This window comes from Gilliamella sp. wkB112 (assembly GCF_001690685.1).
GTDB lineage: Bacteria > Pseudomonadota > Gammaproteobacteria > Enterobacterales > Orbaceae > Gilliamella > Gilliamella apicola_J.
Genome location: NZ_LZGL01000017.1, coordinates 100,713 through 125,707 on the forward strand (window position 1 = coordinate 100,713; position 24,995 = coordinate 125,707).

The 24,995-nt window shown below is 34.8% G+C and carries 26 protein-coding genes, 1 tRNA gene and 1 pseudogene; 11 read left to right on the plus strand and 17 right to left on the minus strand.

Features of this window, described 5'->3' with window-relative positions:
- Window positions 1-26 precede the first annotated feature (26 nt).
- Window positions 27-1,619: a peptide chain release factor 3 gene (gene prfC / locus A9G12_RS07150; RefSeq protein WP_065565594.1), complete on the minus strand. Its 1,593-nt coding sequence runs from the start codon at window positions 1,617-1,619 to the stop codon at window positions 27-29.
- Window positions 1,620-1,821: 202 nt separating this feature from the next.
- Here prfC and ilvY point away from each other — a divergent pair, with 202 nt between their 5' ends.
- Together ilvY and A9G12_RS07160 are read left to right on the plus strand one after the other, a co-directional pair.
- Complete coding sequence (gene ilvY / locus A9G12_RS07155) at window positions 1,822-2,736, plus strand: HTH-type transcriptional activator IlvY (RefSeq protein WP_065565167.1); 915 nt, start codon at window positions 1,822-1,824, stop codon at window positions 2,734-2,736.
- A 112-nt stretch (window positions 2,737-2,848) separates the two neighbouring features.
- Window positions 2,849-4,939, plus strand: coding sequence for a 3-hydroxybutyrate oligomer hydrolase family protein (locus A9G12_RS07160; protein WP_081299693.1), 2,091 nt, complete (start codon window positions 2,849-2,851; stop codon window positions 4,937-4,939).
- A 59-nt stretch (window positions 4,940-4,998) separates the two neighbouring features.
- Here A9G12_RS07160 and A9G12_RS07165 read toward each other — a convergent pair whose 3' ends face one another.
- From A9G12_RS07165 to fsa, 3 genes are all read right to left on the minus strand, one after another.
- Window positions 4,999-5,589 (minus strand): acyl carrier protein phosphodiesterase, encoded by a 591-nt coding sequence (locus A9G12_RS07165; protein ID WP_065565169.1) that lies wholly within the window; start codon window positions 5,587-5,589, stop codon window positions 4,999-5,001.
- A 12-nt stretch (window positions 5,590-5,601) separates the two neighbouring features.
- On the minus strand, window positions 5,602-6,390 hold the full coding sequence (locus tag A9G12_RS07170) for a siderophore-interacting protein (RefSeq protein ID WP_065565170.1): 789 nt from the start codon (window positions 6,388-6,390) through the stop codon (window positions 5,602-5,604).
- A 148-nt stretch (window positions 6,391-6,538) separates the two neighbouring features.
- The gene (gene fsa, locus A9G12_RS07175) at window positions 6,539-7,201 is read right to left on the minus strand and encodes a fructose-6-phosphate aldolase (RefSeq protein WP_065565171.1); all 663 of its coding nucleotides are present in this window, start codon (window positions 7,199-7,201) and stop codon (window positions 6,539-6,541) included.
- A 270-nt stretch (window positions 7,202-7,471) separates the two neighbouring features.
- On the opposite strand from fsa, the gene A9G12_RS07180 reads away from it, so the two are divergent.
- Window positions 7,472-8,332, plus strand: a complete 861-nt coding sequence (locus A9G12_RS07180; RefSeq protein ID WP_065565172.1) for a helix-turn-helix transcriptional regulator — start codon at window positions 7,472-7,474, stop codon at window positions 8,330-8,332.
- A gap of 36 nt (window positions 8,333-8,368) precedes the next feature.
- Here the strand turns inward: A9G12_RS07180 and A9G12_RS07185 are convergent, their stop codons facing one another.
- A complete protein-coding gene (locus tag A9G12_RS07185) occupies window positions 8,369-9,106 on the minus strand; it encodes a LysR family transcriptional regulator (protein WP_065565173.1) in 738 nt (245 codons plus the stop codon).
- 109 nt (window positions 9,107-9,215) lie between these two features.
- Here A9G12_RS07185 and A9G12_RS07190 point away from each other — a divergent pair, with 109 nt between their 5' ends.
- Entirely contained in the window at window positions 9,216-9,740 is a 525-nt protein-coding gene (locus A9G12_RS07190; protein WP_065565174.1) for a DUF4865 family protein, read from the plus strand.
- Window positions 9,741-10,178: 438 nt separating this feature from the next.
- On the opposite strand, the gene A9G12_RS07195 is transcribed toward A9G12_RS07190, so the two are convergent.
- The 10 genes and pseudogenes from A9G12_RS07195 to A9G12_RS07235 form a co-directional block, all read right to left on the minus strand.
- Window positions 10,179-10,586 (minus strand): hypothetical protein, encoded by a 408-nt coding sequence (locus A9G12_RS07195; RefSeq protein WP_065565175.1) that lies wholly within the window; start codon window positions 10,584-10,586, stop codon window positions 10,179-10,181.
- Between the two features lie 135 nt (window positions 10,587-10,721).
- Window positions 10,722-11,348, minus strand: a complete 627-nt coding sequence (locus A9G12_RS07200) for a DUF1963 domain-containing protein (protein WP_065565176.1) — start codon at window positions 11,346-11,348, stop codon at window positions 10,722-10,724.
- A gap of 285 nt (window positions 11,349-11,633) precedes the next feature.
- Window positions 11,634-11,726, minus strand: coding sequence for a DUF7716 domain-containing protein (locus tag A9G12_RS12640; protein WP_442903478.1), 93 nt, complete (start codon window positions 11,724-11,726; stop codon window positions 11,634-11,636).
- A gap of 602 nt (window positions 11,727-12,328) precedes the next feature.
- Entirely contained in the window at window positions 12,329-12,757 is a 429-nt protein-coding gene (locus A9G12_RS07205; protein WP_065565177.1) for a hypothetical protein, read from the minus strand.
- A 369-nt stretch (window positions 12,758-13,126) separates the two neighbouring features.
- Window positions 13,127-13,468, minus strand: a pseudogene (locus A9G12_RS12645) (DUF7716 domain-containing protein).
- Between the two features lie 284 nt (window positions 13,469-13,752).
- A complete protein-coding gene (locus A9G12_RS07215) occupies window positions 13,753-14,127 on the minus strand; it encodes a hypothetical protein (protein WP_065565178.1) in 375 nt (124 codons plus the stop codon).
- A gap of 201 nt (window positions 14,128-14,328) precedes the next feature.
- Complete coding sequence (locus A9G12_RS07220) at window positions 14,329-14,592, minus strand: hypothetical protein (RefSeq protein ID WP_218056600.1); 264 nt, start codon at window positions 14,590-14,592, stop codon at window positions 14,329-14,331.
- Window positions 14,593-14,713: 121 nt separating this feature from the next.
- Window positions 14,714-14,983, minus strand: a complete 270-nt coding sequence (locus tag A9G12_RS07225) for a hypothetical protein (RefSeq protein ID WP_065565179.1) — start codon at window positions 14,981-14,983, stop codon at window positions 14,714-14,716.
- Between the two features lie 203 nt (window positions 14,984-15,186).
- A complete protein-coding gene (locus tag A9G12_RS07230) occupies window positions 15,187-15,390 on the minus strand; it encodes a DUF7716 domain-containing protein (RefSeq protein WP_065565180.1) in 204 nt (67 codons plus the stop codon).
- A gap of 141 nt (window positions 15,391-15,531) precedes the next feature.
- Window positions 15,532-15,885 carry a hypothetical protein gene (locus A9G12_RS07235; protein WP_141674119.1) on the minus strand — a complete coding sequence of 118 codons (354 nt, stop codon included), beginning with the start codon at window positions 15,883-15,885 and terminating at the stop codon, window positions 15,532-15,534.
- A gap of 351 nt (window positions 15,886-16,236) precedes the next feature.
- On the opposite strand from A9G12_RS07235, the gene A9G12_RS07240 reads away from it, so the two are divergent.
- From A9G12_RS07240 to A9G12_RS07265, 6 genes are all read left to right on the plus strand, one after another.
- Window positions 16,237-16,731 (plus strand): MarR family transcriptional regulator, encoded by a 495-nt coding sequence (locus A9G12_RS07240; RefSeq protein WP_065565182.1) that lies wholly within the window; start codon window positions 16,237-16,239, stop codon window positions 16,729-16,731.
- An 18-nt stretch (window positions 16,732-16,749) separates the two neighbouring features.
- Window positions 16,750-17,739 carry a secretion protein HlyD gene (gene hlyD / locus A9G12_RS07245; RefSeq protein ID WP_065565183.1) on the plus strand — a complete coding sequence of 330 codons (990 nt, stop codon included), beginning with the start codon at window positions 16,750-16,752 and terminating at the stop codon, window positions 17,737-17,739.
- Window positions 17,740-17,749: 10 nt separating this feature from the next.
- The gene (locus A9G12_RS07250) at window positions 17,750-19,477 is read left to right on the plus strand and encodes an ATP-binding cassette domain-containing protein (RefSeq protein ID WP_065565184.1); all 1,728 of its coding nucleotides are present in this window, start codon (window positions 17,750-17,752) and stop codon (window positions 19,475-19,477) included.
- Window positions 19,477-20,595, plus strand: a complete 1,119-nt coding sequence (locus tag A9G12_RS07255; protein WP_065565185.1) for an ABC transporter permease — start codon at window positions 19,477-19,479, stop codon at window positions 20,593-20,595. Before A9G12_RS07250 ends, A9G12_RS07255 begins: the two co-directional genes overlap by 1 nt.
- A gap of 18 nt (window positions 20,596-20,613) precedes the next feature.
- Window positions 20,614-21,729 carry an ABC transporter permease gene (locus tag A9G12_RS07260; protein ID WP_065565186.1) on the plus strand — a complete coding sequence of 372 codons (1,116 nt, stop codon included), beginning with the start codon at window positions 20,614-20,616 and terminating at the stop codon, window positions 21,727-21,729.
- 546 nt (window positions 21,730-22,275) lie between these two features.
- Window positions 22,276-23,070: a gluconate 5-dehydrogenase gene (locus tag A9G12_RS07265; protein WP_442903479.1), complete on the plus strand. Its 795-nt coding sequence runs from the start codon at window positions 22,276-22,278 to the stop codon at window positions 23,068-23,070.
- 76 nt (window positions 23,071-23,146) lie between these two features.
- Here A9G12_RS07265 and A9G12_RS07270 read toward each other — a convergent pair.
- Window positions 23,147-23,218 (minus strand) — tRNA-Arg (locus tag A9G12_RS07270).
- A 126-nt stretch (window positions 23,219-23,344) separates the two neighbouring features.
- On the opposite strand from A9G12_RS07270, the gene A9G12_RS07275 reads away from it, so the two are divergent.
- A complete protein-coding gene (locus tag A9G12_RS07275) occupies window positions 23,345-24,103 on the plus strand; it encodes an MlaA family lipoprotein (protein WP_065565595.1) in 759 nt (252 codons plus the stop codon).
- 88 nt (window positions 24,104-24,191) lie between these two features.
- On the opposite strand, the gene A9G12_RS07280 is transcribed toward A9G12_RS07275, so the two are convergent.
- Window positions 24,192-24,995: a TIGR03915 family putative DNA repair protein gene (locus A9G12_RS07280; protein ID WP_065565188.1), complete on the minus strand. Its 804-nt coding sequence runs from the start codon at window positions 24,993-24,995 to the stop codon at window positions 24,192-24,194.

Genomic DNA, 24,995 nt, shown 5'->3' on the forward strand with positions numbered 1-24,995 from the left:
TTTATTATACATTGAAAATAATTCAATTAATGCTCACGAGTTTTTCTAAACTCAACATCAGGGTAACGTTCTTGTGTTAAATTCAGATTAACCATGCTTGGTGCAATGTAAGTAAGATTATCACCACCATCTAACGCCAAATTCTGTTCGCATTTGCGCTTAAACTCTTCCAATTTTTTCACATCACTACACTCAACCCAACGTGCAGTAGTTACATTTACTGGCTCATAAATCGCCTCAACGTTATATTCAGATTTTAAGCGTGCTACTACAACATCAAACTGAAGAACCCCAACCGCACCCACAATTAAATCATTATTAATTATTGGTCGGAATACCTGCACTGCACCTTCTTCGGATAACTGCACCAAACCTTTTAATAATTGCTTCTGTTTGAGAGGATCTTTTAAACGAATACGGCGGAACAATTCTGGCGCAAAGTTAGGAATACCTGTGAACTTAAGATCTTCGCCTTGAGTAAAAGTATCACCAATTTGAATAGTACCATGATTGTGCAAACCAATGATATCTCCAGCATAAGCCTGTTCAACTTGCTCACGATCACCCGCCATAAAGGTTAAGGCATCAGAAATGTTCACATCTTTGGCAATTCTTACATGACGTAATTTCATGCCTTTCTCATATTTACCAGAAACAATACGTAAAAAGGCTACCCGGTCACGGTGTTTGGGGTCCATGTTAGCTTGAATTTTAAACACAAAACCAGTAAATTTATCTTCAGTTGCCGCCACTTCACGTTTATCAGTCTGCCTAGATTGTGGGGTTGGTGCCCAAGCGGTTAATCCGTCTAGCATATGATCAACACCAAAATTACCTAACGCAGTACCAAAAAATACTGGTGTTAAATCACCAGATAAAAACGCTTCTAAATCAAATTCATTGGAAGCACCTTGTACCAATTCAAGTTCATCCCGTAATTGCTGAGCTAAATCCTCACCTACTGCGGCATCTAATTCAGGATTAGTTAAACCTTTAACAATGCGTACTTCTTGAATGGTATGCCCTTGACCTGACTGGTACAAATAAGTCTCATCTTTAGCTAAATGGTAAACACCTTTAAATAACTTACCACAGCCGATTGGCCAAGTAATAGGAGCACACATAATATTAAGTTCGTTTTCAACCTCATCCAATAGTTCCATCGGATCACGGATATCCCGATCTAACTTATTCATAAAGGTTAAAATTGGCGTATTACGTAGACGCGTAACTTCCATTAATTTGCGAGTGCGATCCTCAACCCCTTTAGCAGCATCAATCACCATCAAGCAACTATCAACGGCCGTAAGCGTGCGATAAGTATCTTCAGAAAAATCCTCATGCCCTGGAGTATCTAATAAATTAACTAAACAGTTATTATATGGAAATTGCATCACCGAGGTCGTAATTGAGATCCCACGTTGTTTTTCCATCTCCATCCAATCTGACTTAGCATGCTGCGCATTAGCACCACGCCCTTTTACTGTACCAGCGGTTTGAATGGCTTGTCCAAATAGTAATACCTTTTCAGTGATAGTGGTTTTACCGGCATCTGGGTGAGAAATTATCGCAAACGTACGGCGAGCGTTAACTTCATCTAAATAAGCTTGTTCTGTCATAAAGATAACTATATTTATCAAACAAAAATAATCGCGTATTCTAACAGGTATCATATTATATTGCCATGAATGTTGTGACACAGGCTATTTACCTTATTTAATTATCTATGCATAATACTTGTATAACATTGAACAATGATGGTTATATCCTGACAAAAAGTTTCAGGTAAGCATAACGTTTTAGTATAAACAGATATCAACAATGAATATTCGTGACTTAAAATTATTTTTACATTTATGTGAAACTTGCCATTTTGGTATGACGGCAGATGCCATGCATGTAAGTCCATCAACTTTGTCACGGCAAATCCAACGCTTAGAAGAACATTTTGGCCATCCATTATTTATTCGCGATAATCGCCAAGTACAAATCACTCAAGTTGGTGACCGAGTAAAACGTTTTGCATTACAAGTGGTTAACCTACATCAACAATTACAACAAGATATTGATAAGTCAGATCAACAGTTAGTTGGAGAACTTAAACTTTTTTGTTCAGTTACCGCGGCCTACAGCCACTTACCTGATATATTAGATCGATATCGCATTAATTATCCTTTTGTTGAAATAAAATTATCAACTGGTGATGCCGCTGATGCAGTTGAAAAAATCCAATCTAATGAAGCAGATTTAGCTATTGCCGGAAGACCAAAACAACTACCAGCAGGTATTGAGTTTTTGAAGTTAGGCGAAATTGAAATGGTGTTACTTATCCCCAAACTAAATAGTTCGTTTAGTGATAAATTACATCAGAAACAACCTGATTGGCATAATATCCCATTTATACTTCCAGAGCATGGTCCAAGCCGACATCGAATTGATTTATGGTTTAAACAACAAAAAATTACTAACCCAAGAATTTACGCTACCGTTGCCGGACATGAAGCAATCGTATCTATGGTAGCTCTTGGTTGTGGTGTAGCCTTACTACCAAAAGTAGTTATGGAAAATAGTCCGGAAAGGATTAGGGAACGCATTACCGAATGGTCAACCAATTTGATGCAACCCTTTGATATAGGTATTTGTGTACAAAAAAGACGATTGTCAGAAAGAATAATTTCAGCATTTTGGACTTTGTCAAATCTAGATCAAGTTAATAATTGCAAAAATAAAATATAACAAAAATTCAACGCCATTATGCTATACCATATATATTAATAGACGCATACTAGTCTGTTGTTTATAATTTTCTAAATAATTTAATTAAAAGGAAAATAGGGAAATAATTGCAATGAAGATGAACATAAAAATAAAAACTTTAGCATCTTGGCTCGTTTTAATAATTATTACAATGCCCCACTTATTGCAAGCAGCTGTTAAACCAGAAAAGCGTTTAAATATCATCCGTCCTGAAATTCAATTAAATCAAAAACCAGATTGGTTAACTATTGTAAGTTCGAATTATTATGATGGTGATAAGGATGATTTAGTCACTGCCGGTTTAGGTTTTACTCGCTTATCAACGACTAATAGTGTTACTAATTTTGCAAATCCGGCTAAACCAACCATACATGAGCTTAGGCAAGCTAAATTAAATCGTTTCATCAATCCTAATACTGGCGAAGGTTCGCTATTTGGCTTCAAACGTCAAGATTTAACCCCTTTATTTGATGGTAAAGTAGCCGGTACCGAAATATTAGCAACTATCGATAATGACAATGAAAAAGTAGGCTTATTATTACAAATTCCACTTGATTTTGATACCAATAAACCTTGTATTGTTGCAGTTCCTGCTAGTGATTCAGATGGATTATTTAACGCCAAAGATATACAAATACGGGGGTTATGGGGATTACGACATAATTGTGCCGTAGTTTATAATGATAAGGCCTTAGGTAATGGTATTTACGATATTACCAACCAACGAGGTTATAGCATTGATGGTATTACTCAAACCAATAATTTAATGTTTGCCCCTAAAATTAATAATAGAGCTCAATATAGCCAGCAATACCCTAACCGTTATGCAATTAAACAGTTGCATTCAAAACAAAATTCCGAACAACGTTGGGGGGAATTTGTTCTAAAATCGATTGAATTTGCGTTTTATCAACTCAATTCAGAATTTTCAGAAACACAAAAAGTTACTTTCAATAAAGATAATACTATAGTCCTAGTTTATGGAACCACTGATGGAGGAGGCGCTGCGCTAAAAGCAGGCGAATTGGATAAAGATAATATTATTAAAGGAATTGTTGCTGTTAATCCACAAATTTACACTCTGCCACCTAAAACACCGATTACCCTTAAATTAGGTGATAATGCCACAAAACCATTAGATTTTAAATCAATTGCTGATTATAGTTCATATGCAGCATTGTATATACCATGTGCTGTGCCAGCAATTATAGCTAATCATTCTGATAATTATATAATACCTTTAGCCGATAGGTATCTGCATTCTCAAAATCGCTGTGACTCTTTAAATAAGGCTAAACTATTAACTACTGCAAGCCCGCAAGAAGCTCTGGATAAATTACATCAATATGGTTGGACCTCCGACATGGATATCCAACTACCTTATTTTTACTATCGAGAATCAATTGGTTTACCGTACAAATATATCAGTTCTTATGGACGCTTTGATGTAAGTCAAAATATGTGTAATTATTCTGTAGCTAGCACTCAACAAGATCCAATTTACTATATGGGATTAGTCAAATCGTTAAAAGAAGTAACTTTTGAACAACTTTGGGGATTGGCTAGCGGTAATTTACCATTATGGCTGGGTATTAATGCTACAGCTCTCGATTTAGTCAACAATGATGATCTTCACTCGCCAAGACGTGATTTTTACTCAAGTTCACAACATAAGGATGAAGTTGATTATAATACTAAAGGTGCAATATGCTTGAACAAAAAATTAAAAGATCCACGTGTTCAACAAGGGCTTAAACAAGTTGCGATGTCAGGTAATTTAAATAAAATTAAAACTTTTATTGTGCATGCCCGTAATAATGTCAAACAATTACCTGATACCGCTCGAGCTTATGTCGCCTTAAATAGTCAAATCGAAAATAAAACATCACAATTACGTTATATGGAAGTTGAAAACACTAGCTATCTTGATGGGGAAGTACCATTCGACAACACCTTAGTATCGATTGATTATTATGGTGAAGATGCCATAGAATGGTTATGGGCTAACTTAACTTCTAAAGCAACATTACCCGATAGCCAAGTGATTCGTGCTAAAGCTCAAGGTGGTAAAAGTGGCTATACTACTGGCGTTACTAGTAAAAACTTAATCCCTATATCACAATCACCAAATCGTAATGATCTAATCAAAAAAGAAAATGGTAAAATTACTCTACCTAAATAATATTAATAATATAGCAATTATTATTGGGCAATTTTTATAATTTGCCCAATAATGTCAACTTATAAATTATTGCTTTTAGCAGACTGAATGTTTACACACATTTGAGGATATAATCTAAAAAATAGCGTGGCTAATTCAGTATAATTTTGTTTAATATCCTCAATGGTCTGTTTCAACAAATACAGTTTAGGTCGCCTTGAAGCCATACCATTCAATACCTTGCCAACAAAGTCAATTGACGCATAATTTTCTAACCATTTACCCTGCCACATAGCCTGCATGAAATTCTGGTAATCTCGCGGATAAACATCAATATACGGCTGGATTTGTTGTCGTGTTGCTTGATTAAATTCACTGACATTACTGGTTACACCATAATCTTGCCAACATTTAGACAAAAAGTGATCCCATACAATATCTAAAGCAATGGTCGCCACGCGGCGGTGAGTTGGTCGGAATAATAATTTGGCTTGTTTAACTTCAGGCAAACTATCGGTCATAATATCGATTTTACGATGCAATATAATACCATCGGCTATCGCTTGTGGATAAATTGCATATGGATCACCTTTAACAAAGTCAGCGACCGTATTACCAATTAAGGAACTATTGGCTAAAGTTGCCAAGTGCAAATGAGCAAGAATATTCATAAATTAGTTAGATTATTCGCGATGACGGAACTCGCCTTCAGCAAATCCTTCACGCCAATAACTGATAATTTGCACGGCATCAGCATTAAGATCGGAATATTTATCTTTTATTGCATGGCGTAGTTGCTGAGCTAATGAACTTTCCATACCGCCCCAAAATAATAAGTCATCATGTGTTGGTAAATTAGCAGCAATAACCGAATCAATTAATTGATTTGGTTGTAGACTATTCGCAATTAACCAATTAATTTCGACGTTATCATTATTTGGTAACGGCATTACATCAGATTGATGTTTAACTTCAATAAAAGCACTCGCTTTTTGATTATCAGGTAAATTTTCTAAGCTATAACAAATAGCAGGTACTGCTGCAATATCACCGATTAAAACCAAATAACTATTTTCAAATACTGTTTTCGAACCCATACCAAACAAACCAATTTGATCACTCTCTTTAGCTGACTGAGCCCAAAGAATAGCAATACCTTTCGCATGAATAGCAAAGTCTATAACTAATTGATTGGTGACTTCATCATATTTGCGAATACTATAAGTGCGAGCAAGTTTACGCACATTTTCAGTTAACAGTAATTTACCTTTTTCATCAAACCCTGGAAAAGTAATTGCTTTAGTAATAGGATCAGCGAAAATTAGTTTTAAATGAGGGCCTACCCATAATGGATTTATTTGTAGAGATTTATCACAACTAAAATAGATGCGAATAAAATTGCTTGATAAGTGCTCAACCTTAATTACAGTTAATAGCCCATTGACTATTACTCTTGATGATTTCTCTGCCATGATGTAACTCCGCATTATTCATGATGAACACGCGGATTATCATACACTAAAATTACTAAAACTAGCCTATCTTTTTTGTAAAATAAAAACTAACCCAATGCTATTAATAGCATTGGGTTAGTAACCTCACGTATGATGATTTAACTTATTAATACTTTAAGGAGCCAAATGCTGCACACCAATCTTGATCAAATTTAGTAACGGCAGCATCTACAGCAGGATCGGCAATAAACAATTCCGCCACATCAGCCGGTAAGGTAATGGCTTTACACCCTGCTAACATACATTCTAACGCTTGTCTTGGGGTTCTAAAACTCGCAGCTAACACCATAGATTCCGGGCAATGTAAATCCAATAATTTTTGTAATTCTTGCACAGTATCTTTACTATTACCACCTTGTGCATCAATTCGATTAACATAAGGAGCAATATATTTAGCACCAGCTAATGCACCTAAAAATCCTTGCCCTGCACCATAAACAGCTGTCCCTAATGTTGGTACTCCTTGCTTAGTCAATTCTTTAATAGCAATTAATCCTTCAGCATTAACCGGAATTTTGGTCACTAAATTTGGTACCACTTTTCTTAATTGTTCTGATTCTTTGATCATTTGCTTAGCGTCGCTGGAAAGAACTTGGGCAAATAATAATTTATCAGCACCTAAAATATCTTGTAGCTCAGCGAGTAACGAAAAGATAGCCTTACCTGATTTAGCCACAATACTTGGATTAGTGGTTACCCCACTAATTGGCAATACAGCGGCTAAACGTTTAATGGCGGCAATATCAGCGGTATCTAAATATAATTCCATGATTAACTCCTACTTGATAATAATTTTATTAAATGGGTATTCTATGACTTACATAGTAAAAAAAATTGTAAGATTAACCTAGAAGACATTTTTGCCATTTACTGGATTTTTGTACGCTACATAAAAAAATGTGATCTAAGTCACACTTATTAAATTGATGGCATAATTTATTTCTAAACTAATCGCTATTAGTTATTTGCATCAATACTTATTTTGTGTATATAATGCCCATTAACACTAAATTATTTCATTAATAATCAATAAAATAAAATGAAAATATCAATAAATAAGGTTTTAACTGAACTGGTTAAATATCCTCATAAAATAAATCATATCTATTTTGCCAATCAAAATATTAATGTCCCTTTACATGCTTACCAAGTGGATTTTCCTAGGATAGAAATCATATTAGAAGGAGAACAACAAATACAATGGGCAGAAAATAATGGTGAAGTAGTACAACAAAATTTATTAACTTACGATTTATTATATATCACACCCAACAGTTGGAATAAACCCATATGGCAACAGCCGGTTACCACATTGAGTATCTTATTTGGTAAGCAGCAAATTGGTTTGAGTTTATTACATTGGGATGGCAAGCAATTGATTCCTTATGGGCAAATCAATGCACCACGACGTGGTCCTAGAATTGGTACTTTTATTATTCAAGCAATATCCGAACTGACTTGGCAAAACCAACTAGTAAAGCAAAGCCAAACCGCATACTTCCTCATTCAAGGCTTACTAAGTAATACCCTTGATTTACTTAATGTTAAAGTTGAAACCGCATCAAAAACAACCAGCCTATTTGAGGCCATTCGCCAGTATATTGATACCCATTTTCGGGAAGATGTGACTCGCGATTTTTTGGCCAATATGTTCTACATTTCACCTAACTATTTATCGCACCTATTCCAACGTGAAGGTAATATAGGTTTGAATGAATATTTAAATCAAATTCGCTTAGAATATGCTAAATCATTACTAAAAAATTATGATTTAAATGTGAAAGAGATCGCCCTTGCCTCCGGTTTTAAAGACAGCAATTACTTTTGTCGCGTTTTTCGCAAACAAACCGAACGCACGCCAACCGAATATCGCCGACAATATCACAGTAAATTGTCCTAATCTAGTAATAAGTCACTTTAAAACTGTTTTAAGCGGCTAACTGATTTTATGTCGATAATGATAATAATCAAGGTTATAACGATTATCATCGACCGTTTTATAATTATTACCCACCAAAAACAACGGTAATAAAGCAATGCCCTGACTTTGTTCTACTAAATTTAATAACATACTTAGCGAATCAACCGTAATGAGGTTAGCAAAATCGCCATATAATCTTAAAGTTAAAGCTCTTAAAGGGCAATCTTCATCATGATTAATCAATATTGGCAATTGCTTCGGCGTTGTTACTGATTGACTTTGTAACAATGAGACAGCTAACGCTGGCGTTTGCATCAAATAATAATCAGGATGATTAAGTTGCTTAAAACAAATCACTTCATCATAACTTTGTTGATTAATAATATTATTCATTTCACAGGTTTTTTTGATAGTAATATCCGTAGTTTCAATTGTATATCTTGCACTCTCAATAACAATAAATTGGAATAGTAGTTCAGAAATTAGTAAAGTTGGACGCATAGATTTAAATGACTGTTGTAGTTTAGCCAATTTATTTAAAGTTTGACTGGCAAAAATGTAAAATTGCTCACCTGCTTCTGTTGGTTTAATTCCAATAAAGCTACGAATAACCAGCGTAGTTTTCAATTCCTGTTCCATTTTTTTTAAGTGCGCCGTCACATTAGATTGCGTATACCCTAAAATGTTGGCGGCTTTATTCAAACTTTTAACTTCATAAATCGTTTTAAAAATTTTTAATCCTTTAAAATCCATTTTCAATTGCTCCTTATCATTATTTTTGATAACCCAATCATAAATTAGAATTATTCAAACCTCAATTAACTGCCTAAAATAAATCAACTTAATCAATGAGGAACACCCTATGCAAGCAATGCAATATAAAATTAACTTACCTGCCGATTATGATATGCAGATCATAAAAAATCGGGTTAAACAACATGGTTACCAAATGGATGGTTTTGCAGATTTATTATTTAAAGCCTATCTAATCTCAGAAAAAGGTAACGATAATTTAACTAATAGTTATTGCCCACTTTATGTTTGGCAACAAACTACTGGAATGACTAAATTTATCTTTGATGGTTATTTTGACAATATTATTGATTCGTTTGGCTGGCAAAATATTAATATTGGACTGGCAGCTACAATTGAACTCAGTCAGTCATTTTCGCAATGCCGATATGTTTTAGAGCAGGTAGCAAATATTCCTAAACAAGCACAATTAAAAGATTTTCGTTTCAAAAATATGCAATATCCAGATGAGCTAGCAAAAGTCGTTATCTATAATCCAGACAAATGGCAATATGTTACTTTTACTTTCTTTAAACAAAGGCCAATTACTACCAATCATAATTTGTATACGGTACTGCACCTTTCTTTAGGATAAGTCATTACCCTAAAAATTATTACTAATAAACAGTTACAGTGACTTAGAACCAAACAATATTACATAAAAAAATAAGGAGCCAGCAAATCCAATACAAAACCTTACTTTAAATCAAGCAAAATTTTATTGCCAATATAGTCTGTTACAGCCCAATCGACAGACCTCACTTGTTCAGAAGATATTGCCATAGAATCATTCATTTCGCCAACTAGTACAGGCATAGAAATTAGAACAGCTTCAGCTGTTCCATGGATCTAACCTAATATGCACTAGGAATGCAAACATTGGAGTGTATGATAATGTCGACATTCGCACCATCAATAGCAGTTTTCGGATAACCGAGAGCTTACGAAACGGTAATGATTCTTACCGGTTTAAACATTTTGCTTAATTGCTGCACTTTTCAACAATATTTGTCAACCTTTATTATTCAATAAGTTATTTACATTGAATTAAATCACCTAGCTTTCCAGTACTTGAATCAAATGAAAATTTAAAATCATAACTATTGTCTTCATTAATAAAAAAATTTAACTCATCTAAAACATAATAAACATCACTAAATATACTACAACTTGTTCGCTTATTTTCCTTAAGTAGATTAGACACGTCCCATTTTATAGTTTTATCTTCATTAATAATGATTGCTTTATTTTTCTGTATATTAAATGGGGCTATAACAATAGCAATTTCTTTTCTATTTTTTAAACAAGTAGCTATTATTTTATCTTCACTCTCTAAAATATATTGCTTATTTTCAAATGTCCAAGAAACAGCTAAAGGCAGTCTATCTAAAACTGTTTTTGTCTGCATTTTATTATAGATTAGTTTAAAATCTTTTATCATTGATAGCTGGCTTAAAATTTCTATTGTGTTTACTATTTATTAGAGAATATTTTTCAAAATTGAAACGCCTCCTGTAAACTATGAATAAAACAAAATAGTTTACCCTTATATCGGCGATATATCTTAATTTATATATCAGGCCGTTTGAACAAAAAATATACCTGCATCATTTTCATCAATAATATTTTTTCTTAAAAACAAATATCCAATAGCATCAGAAAGATATAAGGCACTTCCATCATAAGGAGGGAGGTCACGAGAATATACTTGACATATAAATCTATATTCATCTTCTAAGGCCTTACAGCCCGAAAGTCCTTTAGGGTATTTTTTTGAAACTAGTGAAAATGAAGGAAAGCTAGACTCTTCAATTTCTGTTTTTTCTATTTTCATATCTTTACTTTCAAATATGTTATTATGTTTTTTTAATATATCTTGATTACTAATAGTCACTCTAGTAAAACCTGACTTTATATAATTCAACTCTTTTTCATCACCAAAAAAAACAATATCATCTAAAAAATATCTTTGGGGATTATATGTCGAAAATATTGATAGAAATTTATCTTTTGGCAAATTAATATAATCGATCAGATTATTTAATTTATTAGTATCAATTGTTAATAAAAGGGCTAAGTCTTCTCCTAATGGATTTTTAGGCCAATTATTTTGCCAAAATGCTCCTCCTCCAAATTTGATACCACTATTTTGTATATCATTATTCTGTTTGTGAGTCAGTCTATATAATTCTTGCTTAGTCAATTTATTTAGCCCCGCATTTCTGTTGTGTTAGGTTTCTTTGAAGTTATTTTATCGTAGAAGTTTCTGGCTTGCTGCTTAAGAGTTGCTATTTTTCCTTCCGGAATACCTGACCTACGCATAGCTTGTATTGTAATGCAAGCCTGTTTCATGATCTAGGTATTGTCCTTGGTATCTTAAGTTTTGGTCAAAATTAGTAAATTACCCCTTAATGAAGAAGGCAAATAAATTAACACATTATACAAGCTTATTTTTACTATAATTTTTTATTAAAACTGTAAAAATGCATCATTTTTTATAATAAAAAACAAAAGCTCTAAACAAATCATTTAATGATGCATTTCCTAATTGTTCTTTAGCGTTTTTAACTAAATCTTCAATTGCCGCTCAATCCAAAGTTTCTATCATTAGATACATCCTACTTTATAGTTTTATCTCCATTAATGATAATTGCTTTATTTTTCTGTATATTAAATAGGATTATAACAATAGCAATTTCTTTTCTATTTTTCAAACAAGTAGCTATTATTTTGTCTTTACTCTCTAAAATATATTGCTAATTTTCAAATGTCCAAGAAACAGCTAAAGGGTATCTATCTAAAACTATTTTTGTCTGCATTTCATTATAGATTAGCTTAAAATCATTTATCATGGACAACCATCTACTTCTGATATTGGCCTTGGCTCACCCACTGGCTCAAGCCTTGCTCTGTCTGAGTAATTCAATATTTGCACTTGAGATCTCCCGCCAGAATATACTCCTCCATCGTATATTTGTGGCCCTACTGGTCCAATCTGTACTTGTGCTCTTTTTGGAATATGAAACTGCTGTACATAAGATATTTCTGGTTTAAATTGAGGAATAACTGCTAGCTTATTTCGAACATAATTTATATTAAGGATATAGCTTTAAACTTAGTTAGGTTTATCGCTTTCTAAACATAACTAAGATGGCTTATTTTTTCTTATTCCCTTAAACAAAACTAAGGTTGGTTAGTATAACTTATTGAATATCTTGATGCTAATAACTCAATATAGCTATCATTTCCTATAATTAAATAATGAGATAGATTTAGTCTATGTTTAGGATCATATTTTTCAAGTGACTGCTGTAGTAAAGTAGAGTTTTTTACCTGATAAAATCCGATGATCTCAGAGTAATTAGAAGATCTGGAACTATTTGATTCTATTTTATAGTTTTCATAATTTAACTCATAATAATTTAATGTAATACATTTGAGCTCTGCCACAACTTCGAAAAAAATCTGTATTGGATAATATTTTTTTTCGATACCATTTTCATTAGAGAGGACATCAAGCAATATTTTTGCTCCCCCTCTTTCACTATAAAATACATTTATATCTGTTGTTGATATTTTAAAAGGTACATCTTCAGGAATCAAAATATGCAATTATTTTCTCCTATTTACAACCATTATCAGCATGAACTCCTTGAATAAAACCTGTCCCATCTTTATTCTGTGTTATTGATATCAAAGTACTAAAATTTGGTGCAATTCTATCTTGTCCAAAATGTAAATCTTTAGAAAATGGTGTTATTTCTCCATTTGAAAAAGGATCAAATTAACTAAATCCCCAAGGGTCAATTCAGCTTATGGGATTAGGTGCATACTAATATAGATTGTAACCACCTAATAACCTAATTGGGACGGGCTGAGTAAACCTTCCTATATCATGGTCAAAATTAGTAAATTAACCCTTAATAAAGAAGACAAATAAATTAACACATTATACGAGCTTATTTTTACTATAACTTTTTATTAAAACTGTAAAAATGCATCATTTTTATAATAAAAAACAAAAGCTCTAAACAAATCATTTAATGATGTATTTCCTAATTGTTCTTTAGCGTTTTCAACTAAATCTTCAATTGCCGCTCAATCCAAAGTTTCTATCCAACCATTTTCCTTGGCTTGTTTAGGTAGAAAATCATCATAATCTGGAGGAAAATCTGAACTATCCAATGAAAATATACCTTGAGTATTTAAATTCCAATCAACTATATCTGGTGGAAGATAAAACCAAGTTTGAGGATTTTCATTAGGTTTTGATAATACTTCACCTATAGATATTAATTTCATATTTTCTCCATTAAAAGTCATTATTAACAATAACCACTAAGTTTTTTTAAACTATCTTCCGAATTTGGATACAAAATCCCCTGAGCAGGTTCAAAAGCTCTTTGTTAAGGTCTTGGTACAAGTACTATTTTACTCAAGTCTTAGACATTTGGACATCCCTCTCTACCTCGATTAATAGTTTTTAAAAATATTTATCTTGCTTATTTTCAAATTGAGTAGGAGATAAATAGTCTAAATGCTAATGTTTTTGCTCAACTATACAATATGTTATTGCACTACTCCAAGCTAGTTCTAATAAAGTATTATTACTCTTCAAATTCAATCCATTCCTTGATATCATCAATAACCAAATGCAACCATGCCCAAAAATCTGGCAACACCTGCAATACATCAACTCCTGAAGGGGTCCAACCGTTAAGTAAATAAATATTTTCAACTTGGTTGGAGCTGTTTATATTAAACCCCGCGAGTATGTCATTATCCTGCCGTCTAGCAAAAATAAGCAAATTTTTATCTAACACATTAGGCCATTTTTCCTCTGTAAAGAAACAATCATCTATTTTTAAATAATACCAAGGTTGTAACTGACTAAAAGCATCAAATCCAACTAACTTACTCTTAATTAACCAATTATATTCTTTTGGAAAAATTATTTTTCCATTCTCATTCTCTATAGTCATTACATCATTCTCCTATGGATAACCCCCCTCTACCTCGATTATTTGCCATATTTTTATTATCATTTAATGCTTCAGTTTTTGAATTAAAACAATCCTTAAAATATGTCTGTCTGGTTTCTGGTCGAGTTGAGTTATTATGATCAAAAGAGCTAACTCTATTAAAATACTCAAAAGTAAATCATTACCTTAAGTGAACATAAGTTATTTTTTTGTATCAGTATCATACTCTTTCACTGTATCAATATAATGTATTAAATCATTGTCTGCTATTTCATCAAGAGTCGCGGGAATGATCCTTTCTTTCAAAATAATATCAAGCGTTTTATTAAAATCTCCTACAGTCTCAATTGAGTTCCAAAAAAGAGCGTATTCCGAGCAATAAAAATATATTTTATTATTATGAAACTCTGGAATAATACAAAACTCCACACCATCACTTTGTCGTTCATTCGCATTTTTATCCAAAAAAAACAAAATATACTATTTTCATATTCAAGCATCCTAAAAAATTAATTATTTTACAGCGTCTAAGGAAAGCTTATGATTACTTTACTTGTGTTTGCTTCTACTACTATTCTTATATTATTTATGGTCTGCCCATGACCTGGTAATGAAGGATTTCCTTCTTGCCCCATCCAGCATTAGGTGATGGTACATCATAAACCCATCTATTTCCTTGAATAGTTGGTTGAAGCCCCATATCCTGAGATCTTCCCCATGCATTAGCCGTTTGATTTATACCATTTTCATTAAAAACCCAATGAGCAACATTTCTATTGGGATCATCAACATTATGCCTTCTTATATGATTCTTTCTGCTTAACCCCTGAGCATCTTTATCTGCATTCCATTGCAAACATTTTTTCCACCCCCAGGGATCATCAACCCAAGCTATAGAATTAGGGGCATATTGATAAAGATTAAATCTACCTAATAATCCAATGAGGTCAGGCTGAGTAAACCTTCCTATATCATAGTCAAAATTAGTAAATTAACCCTTAATGAAGAAGGCAAATAAATTAACACATTATACGAGCTTATTTTTACTATAACTTTTTATTAAAACTGTAAAAATGCATCATTTTTATAATAAAAAACAAAAGCTCTAAACAAATCAGTTAATAATAGCTTCCCTAATTGCTCTTTAGCGTTTTCAACTAAATCTTCAATTGTCACTTCATCTAAAGTTTCTATCCAACCATTTTTCTTGACTTGTTTAGCTAGAAAATCATTAGAATCTAGAGGGAAATCTGAACTATCCAATGAAAAGCTAATATATGATACTACTGGTTAATTTGTTTTATTAAAATTTTGATGCTAATAACTCAATATAGCTAACATTCCCTATAATCAGACAGGTTTAACCTGTCTAGAGGATATATTTATTTCTCATATCATTTAGTCTCAACTACATTGTAAACCAGTACAAAACTCATAAAATGATGGTGCAACATTAACTTTATGCATTAAAAAGTTAATAGGTTCAATATATTCTATTTTCCCTGTATCCATATCAACCCAGTAGTCATGACCAGCAGCACTAGATGCAAAAGGAAAATGTGTTTCTGCATAAATACTTAGTACATTGCGGTAACTTTTACCTGCTTCCCAAGTATCCGGAAAGTTTGTTTGAAAATAGTTTCTTATTTTATCAATTGTCTTACGCTTTTCATTCCACTTTTTTATTAAAGAAGAAAGGTATTCGTTTTCATCTTGCTCATCAGTAACAGGGATATAGTAGAAAGAGTCTACATCCATTAAATTATATTCATTTGAATGAACTTCGTAAAACTTATCTCTACATATAAACGTATGTTTTTCAAATATACCTCCGTTATTTTGACAATAACTTTCTTTAAACAAAGGTCAATTACTACCAATCATAATTTGTATACGGTACTGCACCTTTCTTTAGGATAAGTCATTACCCTAAAAATTATTACTAATACACAGTTACAGTGACTTAGAACCAAACGATATTACATAAAAAAAATAAGGAGCCAGCAAATCCAAAACATAACCTTACTTTAAATAAAGCAAAAAATTTAATTGCCAAAATAGTTTCATTTGATATAGTTACAAATGAAACTATTTTATAAGGTGCTGATTATGGCTATTGAAATTACTACGGTAGAAAAGATCATTCATAAATTTCAATCTCGAGGGTTTTCTGCCAAATATGATGAAATCTATTTAACTCGTTTATTACAGTTCAGCACTGAGGCTCTACTCGAAAATCTTAATGAAATCTACAAAAAGCACCAACTCGACGACAAACTATTTGCCGTGCTTTTAGTGGTTCAATGGCACCACCCCGAAGGGGTTAAACCTTCACAAATTAGTGAACTAACTAACTTTTCCCGAGTACAAATCACCCGCTTTGTCGATGCTCTAGTTGCTAACGATTTAGTTGCTCGTAAACAAGTTCCTAACGATCGCCGTTCGCATTGGTTGATCCTAACTGATAAGGGCAGTAACTTTTTTCAAAAACAAATGCCACCAATCGAGAAAAAAATTGTTGCTGCCTGGCAAGTTATTACGGCAGAAGAACGCCAACAATTACGCACTATTTTACACAAACTGTTAAAACACATTGCCCAATAATCTAAGCGAGAATAACCAATGAAAAAGAAACGCAGCATAATAATCGCATTAGTGGTAATTGCAGCCCTGGGGTATGGTGTGTGGCTAGTTTGCAAAAGCACTCCGCCACTAGTATTGTATGGTAATGTCGACATTCGCACCGTTAATAGTAGTTTTCGGGTGACCGGGCGCTTACTGCACTTAGCCAATGAAGAAGGCAACCATGTTAAACAAGGCGATCTGCTAGCTAAACTCGATTCCGAACCTTACCAAATCGCCTTAGCACAAGCAAAAGCCAACTTAATGATGCAACAAGCCCAGCTTGATTTAGTCACCACCGGCTACCGTAAAGAAGAAGTCGCCCAAGCCGCGGCACAAGTATTACAATACCAAGCTACTTATGATTATGCTGAAAGCAATTATCAGCGTATGGCAAAATTAATTAAATCCGCCTCGATATCCAAAGATCAGCTTGATAACAGCTTAACCTTACGCAACCAAGCCCAAGCAAACTTACAAACAGCTAAACAAAAACTTGATCAATTAACTAATGGTTACCGCAAAGAAGAGATTGAAGCAGCTCAAGCCTCCGTCGCTGAGGCTAAAGCGCAGTTAGATCAAGCAGAGCTTAATTTGGCCGATACTGAACTTTATGCCCCGTCCAATGGTACCATTTTAACCCGCGCAGTGGAACCGGGCACCATGTTAAGCGCTGGCTCGCCTGTTTATGCCATATCCTTAGATCAACCAGTTTGGGTACGGGCTTATATTGACGAAGTCAACTTAGCACAAGCCATTCCCGGCCGTGAAGTTTACATTTATACCGATGGCCGACCCGATCAGGCCTATATCGGCAAAATTGGCTTTGTGTCGCCTACAGCTGAATTTACACCTAAAACCGTTGAAACACCGGTATTACGCACCGATCTGGTCTATCGCTTACGCATCCAGATTAATGCCACCGGCAACGGTCAAGCCGATGATCTGTTACGGCAAGGCATGCCGGTGACCATTAAATTTAATCAGTAACGGTAATTTTATGCACCCAGCTAAGCAAATTGTGTTACAAAATGTTACTAAGCAATTTACCCGCAAAAAGCAACCACCAATGGTTGCCCTGCAACCATTATCAATAACCATTGCCAGTCAAGGGGTAACTGGCTTAGTTGGGCCTGACGGTGCCGGTAAAACCACCCTACTGCGTATGCTAGCTGGTTTACTTTCGCCTACGCAAGGGCAAATCACTGTAGCCGGATTAAGCCCTACCCAAGATAGATCACAATTACGTGCCATTTTAGGTTATATGCCGCAAAAATTTGGTTTGTATGAAGATCTCACCGTATTAGAAAATCTCAATTTATTTGCTGATTTGCGCAGTATCGGGGCAGCAGATCGGCAACCATTGTTTGCCAAGTTACTTAAATTTACTGATCTTGGTCGTTTTACCGATCGCCTTGCCGGCAAGTTATCTGGTGGCATGAAACAAAAATTAGGCTTAGCGTGTACCTTACTTGGTGAGCCGCAAATCTTGTTACTAGATGAACCCGGCGTTGGCGTTGATCCTATTTCCCGCCAAGAATTGTGGCAAATGGTGTACCAACTGGCTAATCAAGGTATGCTGATTATCTGGAGTACTTCTTACCTTGACGAGGCCGAACAGTGCCAAAATATTTTGCTCCTCAATCAGGGGCAACTAATTTATCAAGGCGATCCAAACCAACTCAACCAACGAGTAACCAATAGGGTGTATTTGCTGACATCTACTTACCCCCATCGGCAACTATTACAAGCGGCACTTAAATTGCCGCAAGTTAGTGATGGTGTGATTGAGGGCGATAATATTCGTTTGATTCTTAAACCGGAGCAAACCATTGCGCAAGTGATCACCAAATTGCCAACTACCGCTATTACTACCACTGCTACCCAAGGGCGCTTTGAAGATGCTTTTATCGATCTACTTGGTGGCATTGAAAATAAACAATCAATCTTAACTAAAATCATGCCTAAAGTGACTGGTGCAGCTAGTGATATAGTGATTGAAGCCAAAGATCTGACTCGTACTTTTGGGACGTTTGTTGCGACCGATCATGTTAATTTTGCTATTAAACGCGGTGAGATTTTTGGTCTGCTTGGCCCTAATGGCGCCGGCAAATCGACCACCTTTAAAATGATGTGCGGTTTGTTGCCTATTAGTCACGGGCAAGCACTGGTACTAGGCTTGGATCTCAAACACAGTGCTACTCTAGTTAGGCAACGGATTGGTTACATGGCGCAGCGTTTTTCACTGTACAACAAATTAACCGTGCAGCAAAACTTGAGCTTCTTTTCCGGAATTTATGGCTTAATGGGGCATCAACAAACCGAACGCATCAACGAGATGATAACCGCCTTTAATTTTGCGCCTATTTTAGAGCAAACGCCAGAATCCTTGCCATTAGGGTTTAAACAGCGCTTAGCTCTTGCCTGTGCACTAATGCATAAACCAGAAATTGTGTTTCTCGATGAACCCACTTCTGGGGTCGATCCAATTACGCGGCGAGAATTTTGGATCCATATCAACAGTTTAGTTGAAAAAGGTGTTACCGTAATGGTCACCACCCACTTTATGGACGAAGCCGAATATTGTGATCGCATTGCCTTAATTAATCACGGCAAAGTGATTGCCCTAGGTTCGCCAAATCAACTAAAACAACAAGTCGCAACCAATGCCACCATGGAGCAAACCTTTGTTAAGTTAGTCCTAGATTCACAGCCGGAGGTAACTTGATGATATTTTCATTACCGCGCACGTTTACCCTGTGTAAAAAAGAGCTCAAACAAATCATCCGTGACCCTAGCAGTTGGCTGATTGCGGTGATTATCCCCTTATTACTGCTGTTCCTGTTTGGTTATGGTATTAGTTTGGATTCCAACAAAGTCCGCCTTGGAGTGTTAATCGAACAACCGAGCCAAGCGGCTCATAACTTTGTACAAGTATTAAAGGGCTCTGCCTATATCGAACCCATTTTTGATAATAACCGCCATAGCTTGTCAGCAAAATTAAGTCGTGGTGATATTCGTGGCATGGTCATTATTCCGGTGAACTTTGCCCAGCAAATGCATAATCAACAAGCCAATATTCAACTGATCACCGATGGTAGCGAGCCCAACACCGCTAATTTTGTGCAAGGTTATTTGTCCGGTATTTGGCAAATTTGGTTACAACAGCAAAACCAAAATCAACTCACCACTCCAGCGCCAACTATTGCCATAACTTCACATGCTTGGTTTAACTCAGCGGCAATTAGTAAAAACTTCATTTTACCTGGGGCGATAACGATCATTATGACGGTTATTGGCGCTATCTTAACCTCGCTAGTGGTTGCCCGCGAATGGGAACGTGGCACTATGGAAGCCTTACTTTCCACCCCGATGACTAAACTCGAATTTATTGTGTCCAAATTAATCCCCTACTACTTATTGGGTTTAGTGGCGTTAGTTATCTGCTTTGTGGTAACGGTATTCATCTTAGCAGTGCCTTTTCGTGGTTCGATCACGCTATTATTTATGTTAAGTAGCTTGTTTTTATTTGTGATTCTGGGTTTGGGTTTACTCATTTCCACCATTGCTCGCAATCAATTTAATGCCGCCATGATCGCCTTAAATGTCGCTTTTTTACCAACAGTCATGCTTTCCGGATTTATTTTTGAAATCAGTAGTATGCCAGTCATAATACAGATTTTTACCTATATTATTCCCGCCCGTTATTATGTAAACATCTTGCAAACCTTGTTTTTAGCGGGCGATATTGTTTCGGTATTAGTAGTCAATGTTGGCTTTTTATTGATGTTTATGTTGCTGTTATTTATCGCCATCCTCAAAAAAACCCGCTTACAATTAGATTAAGGCACAAGGATTCACACCATGCTAAATTTCATCAACAATGCCACTTGTTACCGCATCATAACCTTAATCAAAAAGGAACTGGCACTCTTATGGCAAGATAAACAAACCCGAATTATTCTAATTATGCCGGTGCTGTTACAAATTATAATCTTCCCTTTTGCCGCAACCTTGGACGTGACCAATGCCACCATTGCAGTGTATCGTCCCAATATAGATGAACCCAGTACCGAGCTGATTAATCGGCTATCACATGCCAACAGTTTTTCCAAAATACTGGTATTAGAATCGCAAGCAGCCATTAGTGACACCATTAATCATCAAAAAGCCATAGTGGTAGTGCAATTTCCGGATGATTTTGCCCGAAAATTACTCAATGGCGAATCACCACAATTGCAAATTATTTTAGATGGTCGCAAATCCAATAGCGCGCAAATTGCTGCCAATTATATTCAACAAATCATCATGCAGTATCAGCAACAACGCTCAGGGCAAACCCATAATGGTTTGATTGTTCGCCACCGTTTTAACAGTAATTTGGACTATAAATATTTTATTTTGCCATCATTAGTGGCACTAATCACCACCATTGGTGTGATGATTGTCACCTCATTATCGGTGGCGCGTGAGCGTGAACAAGGCACGCTTGACCAATTACGCATTTCACCATTAGCCACTTGGCAAATTTTTATTGGCAAAGCCATGCCGGCAATTATTGTTGCCACCTTACAAGGCAGCGCCATTCTCATTGCCAGTGTCTTTATTTATCAAATTCCGTTTCAAGGAAGTTGGTTATTGTTCTACCTATGCATGATGAGTTATGGCTTATCGTTAGTAGGTTTTGGCTTATTCATCTCGTCACTGTGTTCAACCCAACAACAGGCATTTATTGGTATTATCACCTTTATGGTGCCTGCCATTTTACTGTCAGGTTTTATTGCCCCGATTGAAAACATGCCATTATGCTTACGCTACCTGACCGAACTCAATCCGGTGCGCCACTTTATTGAACTGAGCAAACAAATTTATTTAAAGGACGTCAGCTTTAGCGTTATCTGGTCAAGTTTAGTAAAACTCTATGCCATTACTATTTTAATGGGGGGATTGAGTTATTATCTATTCAAAAAATATGTGTGATGGACTGTGATATTTTATACGCAAACGTATAGTGATTTGTAAACATCTTTACATAAAAAAATGACTATTGAATTTCATTAACATTTTCATTTTTAACTTTTTACCATAACATTTAATATAATATTCAAAATATCAATACTTATTAAATCCACAGATGATTTTTCATCTTCAAATGGACAAATTACACTAGTAAAAACTTATCCACTTTTTATTCATTTTGTGATCTATATCCAGATTGTTTTTTTTGTTTTGTTATTATTAATTACCGTATTGAACATTATAAATATAATAATTAACAACAAAGTTGTCGATCACAAGACTTATTGTAATGCTGAAAGATCAAGTATTTATTTCAACTAGTTAGCCTATTTATTCAAAGGTGGAAACCAAAAGCGATATTTTTATTTAGAGTATGACTCACAAAAATCAAACTTTTGATGGTATAGATGCTCATAAAACGATTAAAGATGTACGATAAATTTTAAAATCGATTATTTTTTATCAAATAATTTATATAGTTACAAGGAAAGTTCAATGTCTAACTCGATTATGAATAAGTTTTCACTAAAAAACAAAGTAGCTTTAGTTACTGGTGCTTGTTATGGTATTGGTTTTGCTATAGCTACAGCACTCCACCAAGCCGGAGCAACAATTGTCTTTAATGCAAGATCAAAAGAAAATCTCGCAAAAGGTTTAGCTGACTACAAAAAGACTGGCATTGATGTTCATGGTTATTGTTTTGATATTACTGATGAAGTTAATGTTGAAAAAGTAATTAAACAAATAGAAAAAGATGTTGGTGTAATTGACATTTTAGTGAACAATGCCGGAATGATCCAGAGAACGCCATTGTTGGAAACCTCAGTTGCTGATTTTCGCAAAGTGATTGATATTGATTTGACTGGACAATTTATTATGGCAAAAGCGGTATTGCCATCAATGATAAAAAAAGGACATGGTAAGATCATCAATATCTGTTCAATGCTGAGTGAATTAGGACGTGAAACTGTAGTGGGTTATGCAGCAGCTAAAGGTGGTCTAAAAATGCTGACTAAAAATATTTGCTCTGAATATGGGCATGCCAATATTCAATGCAATGGAATAGGCCCCGGTTACATCACCACACCACAAACTGCCCCACTTAGAGAAAAACAAGCCGATGGTTCGCGCCATCCTTTTGATCAGTTTATTATCGCTAAAACACCAGCAGCAAGATGGGGCGAGCCTGATGATTTAGCTGGTGCCGCGGTCTTTCTAGCTTCAGATGCATCTAACTTTGTAAATGGTCATATACTTTATGTGGATGGAGGAATTTTAGCCTATCTTGGTAAACAACCTTAAGTAATATTATTTCGTCAGATTTATTGAGATAGCGGGATTTTGTATCGAGTATAACCGTCATGTACATGTTAAATTTTGACCCCAGCAGGAATCGAACCTGCAACTAGCCCTTAGGAGGGGCTCGTTATATCCATTTAACTATGAGGTCATGGAGAGCCACTCATTCTAATAAATTTATATAGTTAATGCCAATCAAATAACGAAAAATTTTCTATTTTGAGTAAACATGCTACAATTATCCTATCTGCAACTTAATCTATTTAGTCGAAAAACAATGAAAAAAAGAATAATTGGCATGTTGTTTTCTGTTATGGCGTTAACAAGTTGTGCGTCTTATGAACCAGAAACAAATAGTTATAGCGACCCAATGTCAGGGTTTAATAAAGCTATGTTTAATTTCAACTATTATGCTGTTGATCCTTATGTTTTAAGACCTGCAGCTGTAGTGTGGAAAGATTATGTACCCACACCTGTTCGTACTGGGGTGGTTAATTTTTCCTCAAACCTTTCTGAACCTGCTTCTATGGTTAACAACTTATTGCAAGGTGAAGTCCATCAAGCAGGTAAACATTTAGCACGCTTCTTCCTGAATACTGTTTTTGGCTTTGGGGGATTAATGGATGTAGCTAGTATGTCAGATCCGCAATTGCAAAAAGGTAATAAACGTAGTTTTGGTAATGTATTAGGTCACTATGATGTACCTTATGGCCCTTATGTAGTATTACCATTTTATGGCTCAGCAACTTTAAGGGATGACGGTGGTAGCGTGGTTGATAGCCTGTACCCACCTTTGGTTTGGTTAGATTGGCAATGGGCATTAGTGCGCGGAGTGTTTGATGGTATTGAAGCTCGTGCAGTGGCAATTGAATATGAAGATTTAATCAAAAATAGTGATGATCCATACAACTTTATGCGTAATGCTTACTTCCAACGCCATGATTTTGTAGCCTCAGGCGGTAAAGTTGATGAACAAAAACAACAACAGCGTGAAGAGAGCATTAATAGTATTATTAATGATATTGACTCCCAATAATCTGTTATTTTAAAACTTTTTCTAGCCGTCGTTTATCGACGGCTTTTTTATTATTATTATTTTTATTTATTGTGTTTTTTATTGATTGTCAGTTATCCTGCATTTCAGGCAAATGTTGCCAAAATCGTTTTGGCATTTGTTGGCGTTGTAGTTTAGGGTTTATCCTTTCTTTTATGGTTAAAGCTTTACAATAACGACGCCACATTGTTTGGAATAATATTTCATCCTGACTTAAATATTGTTGATTAATTTGGTCATCAATAATTAAATTATCTTGATCACTTAATGATATTTGCTCAATCTTTTCTAAATCATAAAAATAACCATATTGCCGTTTTTGATCATATATCGCCCATTTTTGATCGGCATAACGATCTTTAAAAAAATCTAGGGTCAATGGCAAAGCATTATAAAGTGGCGCAATAACAGCAAAATAGATTTTTTCCTTACCGTTTTCACCGCTATTAGTAATTGAATTTTCAATGACATTAAAGCGTACGAATTGCATTAAATACTCACGTTCCTTACTAACCTTTAGTGAAATTTCACGCACAGCAATGACATCTGGATCGGCAAAATCAGTTTCTATCGAATATGCTGATTTGAATACTTTACATGCATAACGGAAGATAATTAAATCACTATCTAGCAGTTCAGATAACCACACATTGACTAATTGTTGCAATGCAACTTTGCTAATCTTCTTTTTTAGTGCTGTTTGTACACGTTCATACTTATTATTACGAACTTCAACTTGGTGGCTATCAGTAGTTAATAACGGCGCAACTTCATCTTGAGCTAATAAACTATCTGGCATTTTTTTTAGTTTAAAAGCATCAAAAACCGCACACAACAACCCTTCAAAGGTTTTGTCATAATAGAATACAAGCAT

Bases quoted from the DNA above. Each gene is read 5' to 3' on its own strand.
- prfC (WP_065565594.1), bottom strand. From the start codon at position 1,619: ATGACAGAACAAGCTTATTTAGATGAAGTTAACGCTCGCCGTACGTTT.
- ilvY (WP_065565167.1), top strand. From the start codon at position 1,822: ATGAATATTCGTGACTTAAAATTATTTTTACATTTATGTGAAACTTGC.
- A9G12_RS07160 (WP_081299693.1), top strand. From the start codon at position 2,849: ATGAAGATGAACATAAAAATAAAAACTTTAGCATCTTGGCTCGTTTTA.
- A9G12_RS07165 (WP_065565169.1), bottom strand. From the start codon at position 5,589: ATGAATATTCTTGCTCATTTGCACTTGGCAACTTTAGCCAATAGTTCC.
- A9G12_RS07170 (WP_065565170.1), bottom strand. From the start codon at position 6,390: ATGGCAGAGAAATCATCAAGAGTAATAGTCAATGGGCTATTAACTGTA.
- fsa (WP_065565171.1), bottom strand. From the start codon at position 7,201: ATGGAATTATATTTAGATACCGCTGATATTGCCGCCATTAAACGTTTA.
- A9G12_RS07180 (WP_065565172.1), top strand. From the start codon at position 7,472: ATGAAAATATCAATAAATAAGGTTTTAACTGAACTGGTTAAATATCCT.
- A9G12_RS07185 (WP_065565173.1), bottom strand. From the start codon at position 9,106: ATGGATTTTAAAGGATTAAAAATTTTTAAAACGATTTATGAAGTTAAA.
- A9G12_RS07190 (WP_065565174.1), top strand. From the start codon at position 9,216: ATGCAAGCAATGCAATATAAAATTAACTTACCTGCCGATTATGATATG.
- A9G12_RS07195 (WP_065565175.1), bottom strand. From the start codon at position 10,586: ATGATAAAAGATTTTAAACTAATCTATAATAAAATGCAGACAAAAACA.
- A9G12_RS07215 (WP_065565178.1), bottom strand. From the start codon at position 14,127: ATGACTATAGAGAATGAGAATGGAAAAATAATTTTTCCAAAAGAATAT.
- A9G12_RS07235 (WP_141674119.1), bottom strand. From the start codon at position 15,885: ATGGATGTAGACTCTTTCTACTATATCCCTGTTACTGATGAGCAAGAT.
- A9G12_RS07240 (WP_065565182.1), top strand. From the start codon at position 16,237: ATGGCTATTGAAATTACTACGGTAGAAAAGATCATTCATAAATTTCAA.
- hlyD (WP_065565183.1), top strand. From the start codon at position 16,750: ATGAAAAAGAAACGCAGCATAATAATCGCATTAGTGGTAATTGCAGCC.
- A9G12_RS07250 (WP_065565184.1), top strand. From the start codon at position 17,750: ATGCACCCAGCTAAGCAAATTGTGTTACAAAATGTTACTAAGCAATTT.
- A9G12_RS07255 (WP_065565185.1), top strand. From the start codon at position 19,477: ATGATATTTTCATTACCGCGCACGTTTACCCTGTGTAAAAAAGAGCTC.
- A9G12_RS07260 (WP_065565186.1), top strand. From the start codon at position 20,614: ATGCTAAATTTCATCAACAATGCCACTTGTTACCGCATCATAACCTTA.
- A9G12_RS07275 (WP_065565595.1), top strand. From the start codon at position 23,345: ATGAAAAAAAGAATAATTGGCATGTTGTTTTCTGTTATGGCGTTAACA.
- A9G12_RS07280 (WP_065565188.1), bottom strand. From the start codon at position 24,995: ATGCTTGTATTCTATTATGACAAAACCTTTGAAGGGTTGTTGTGTGCG.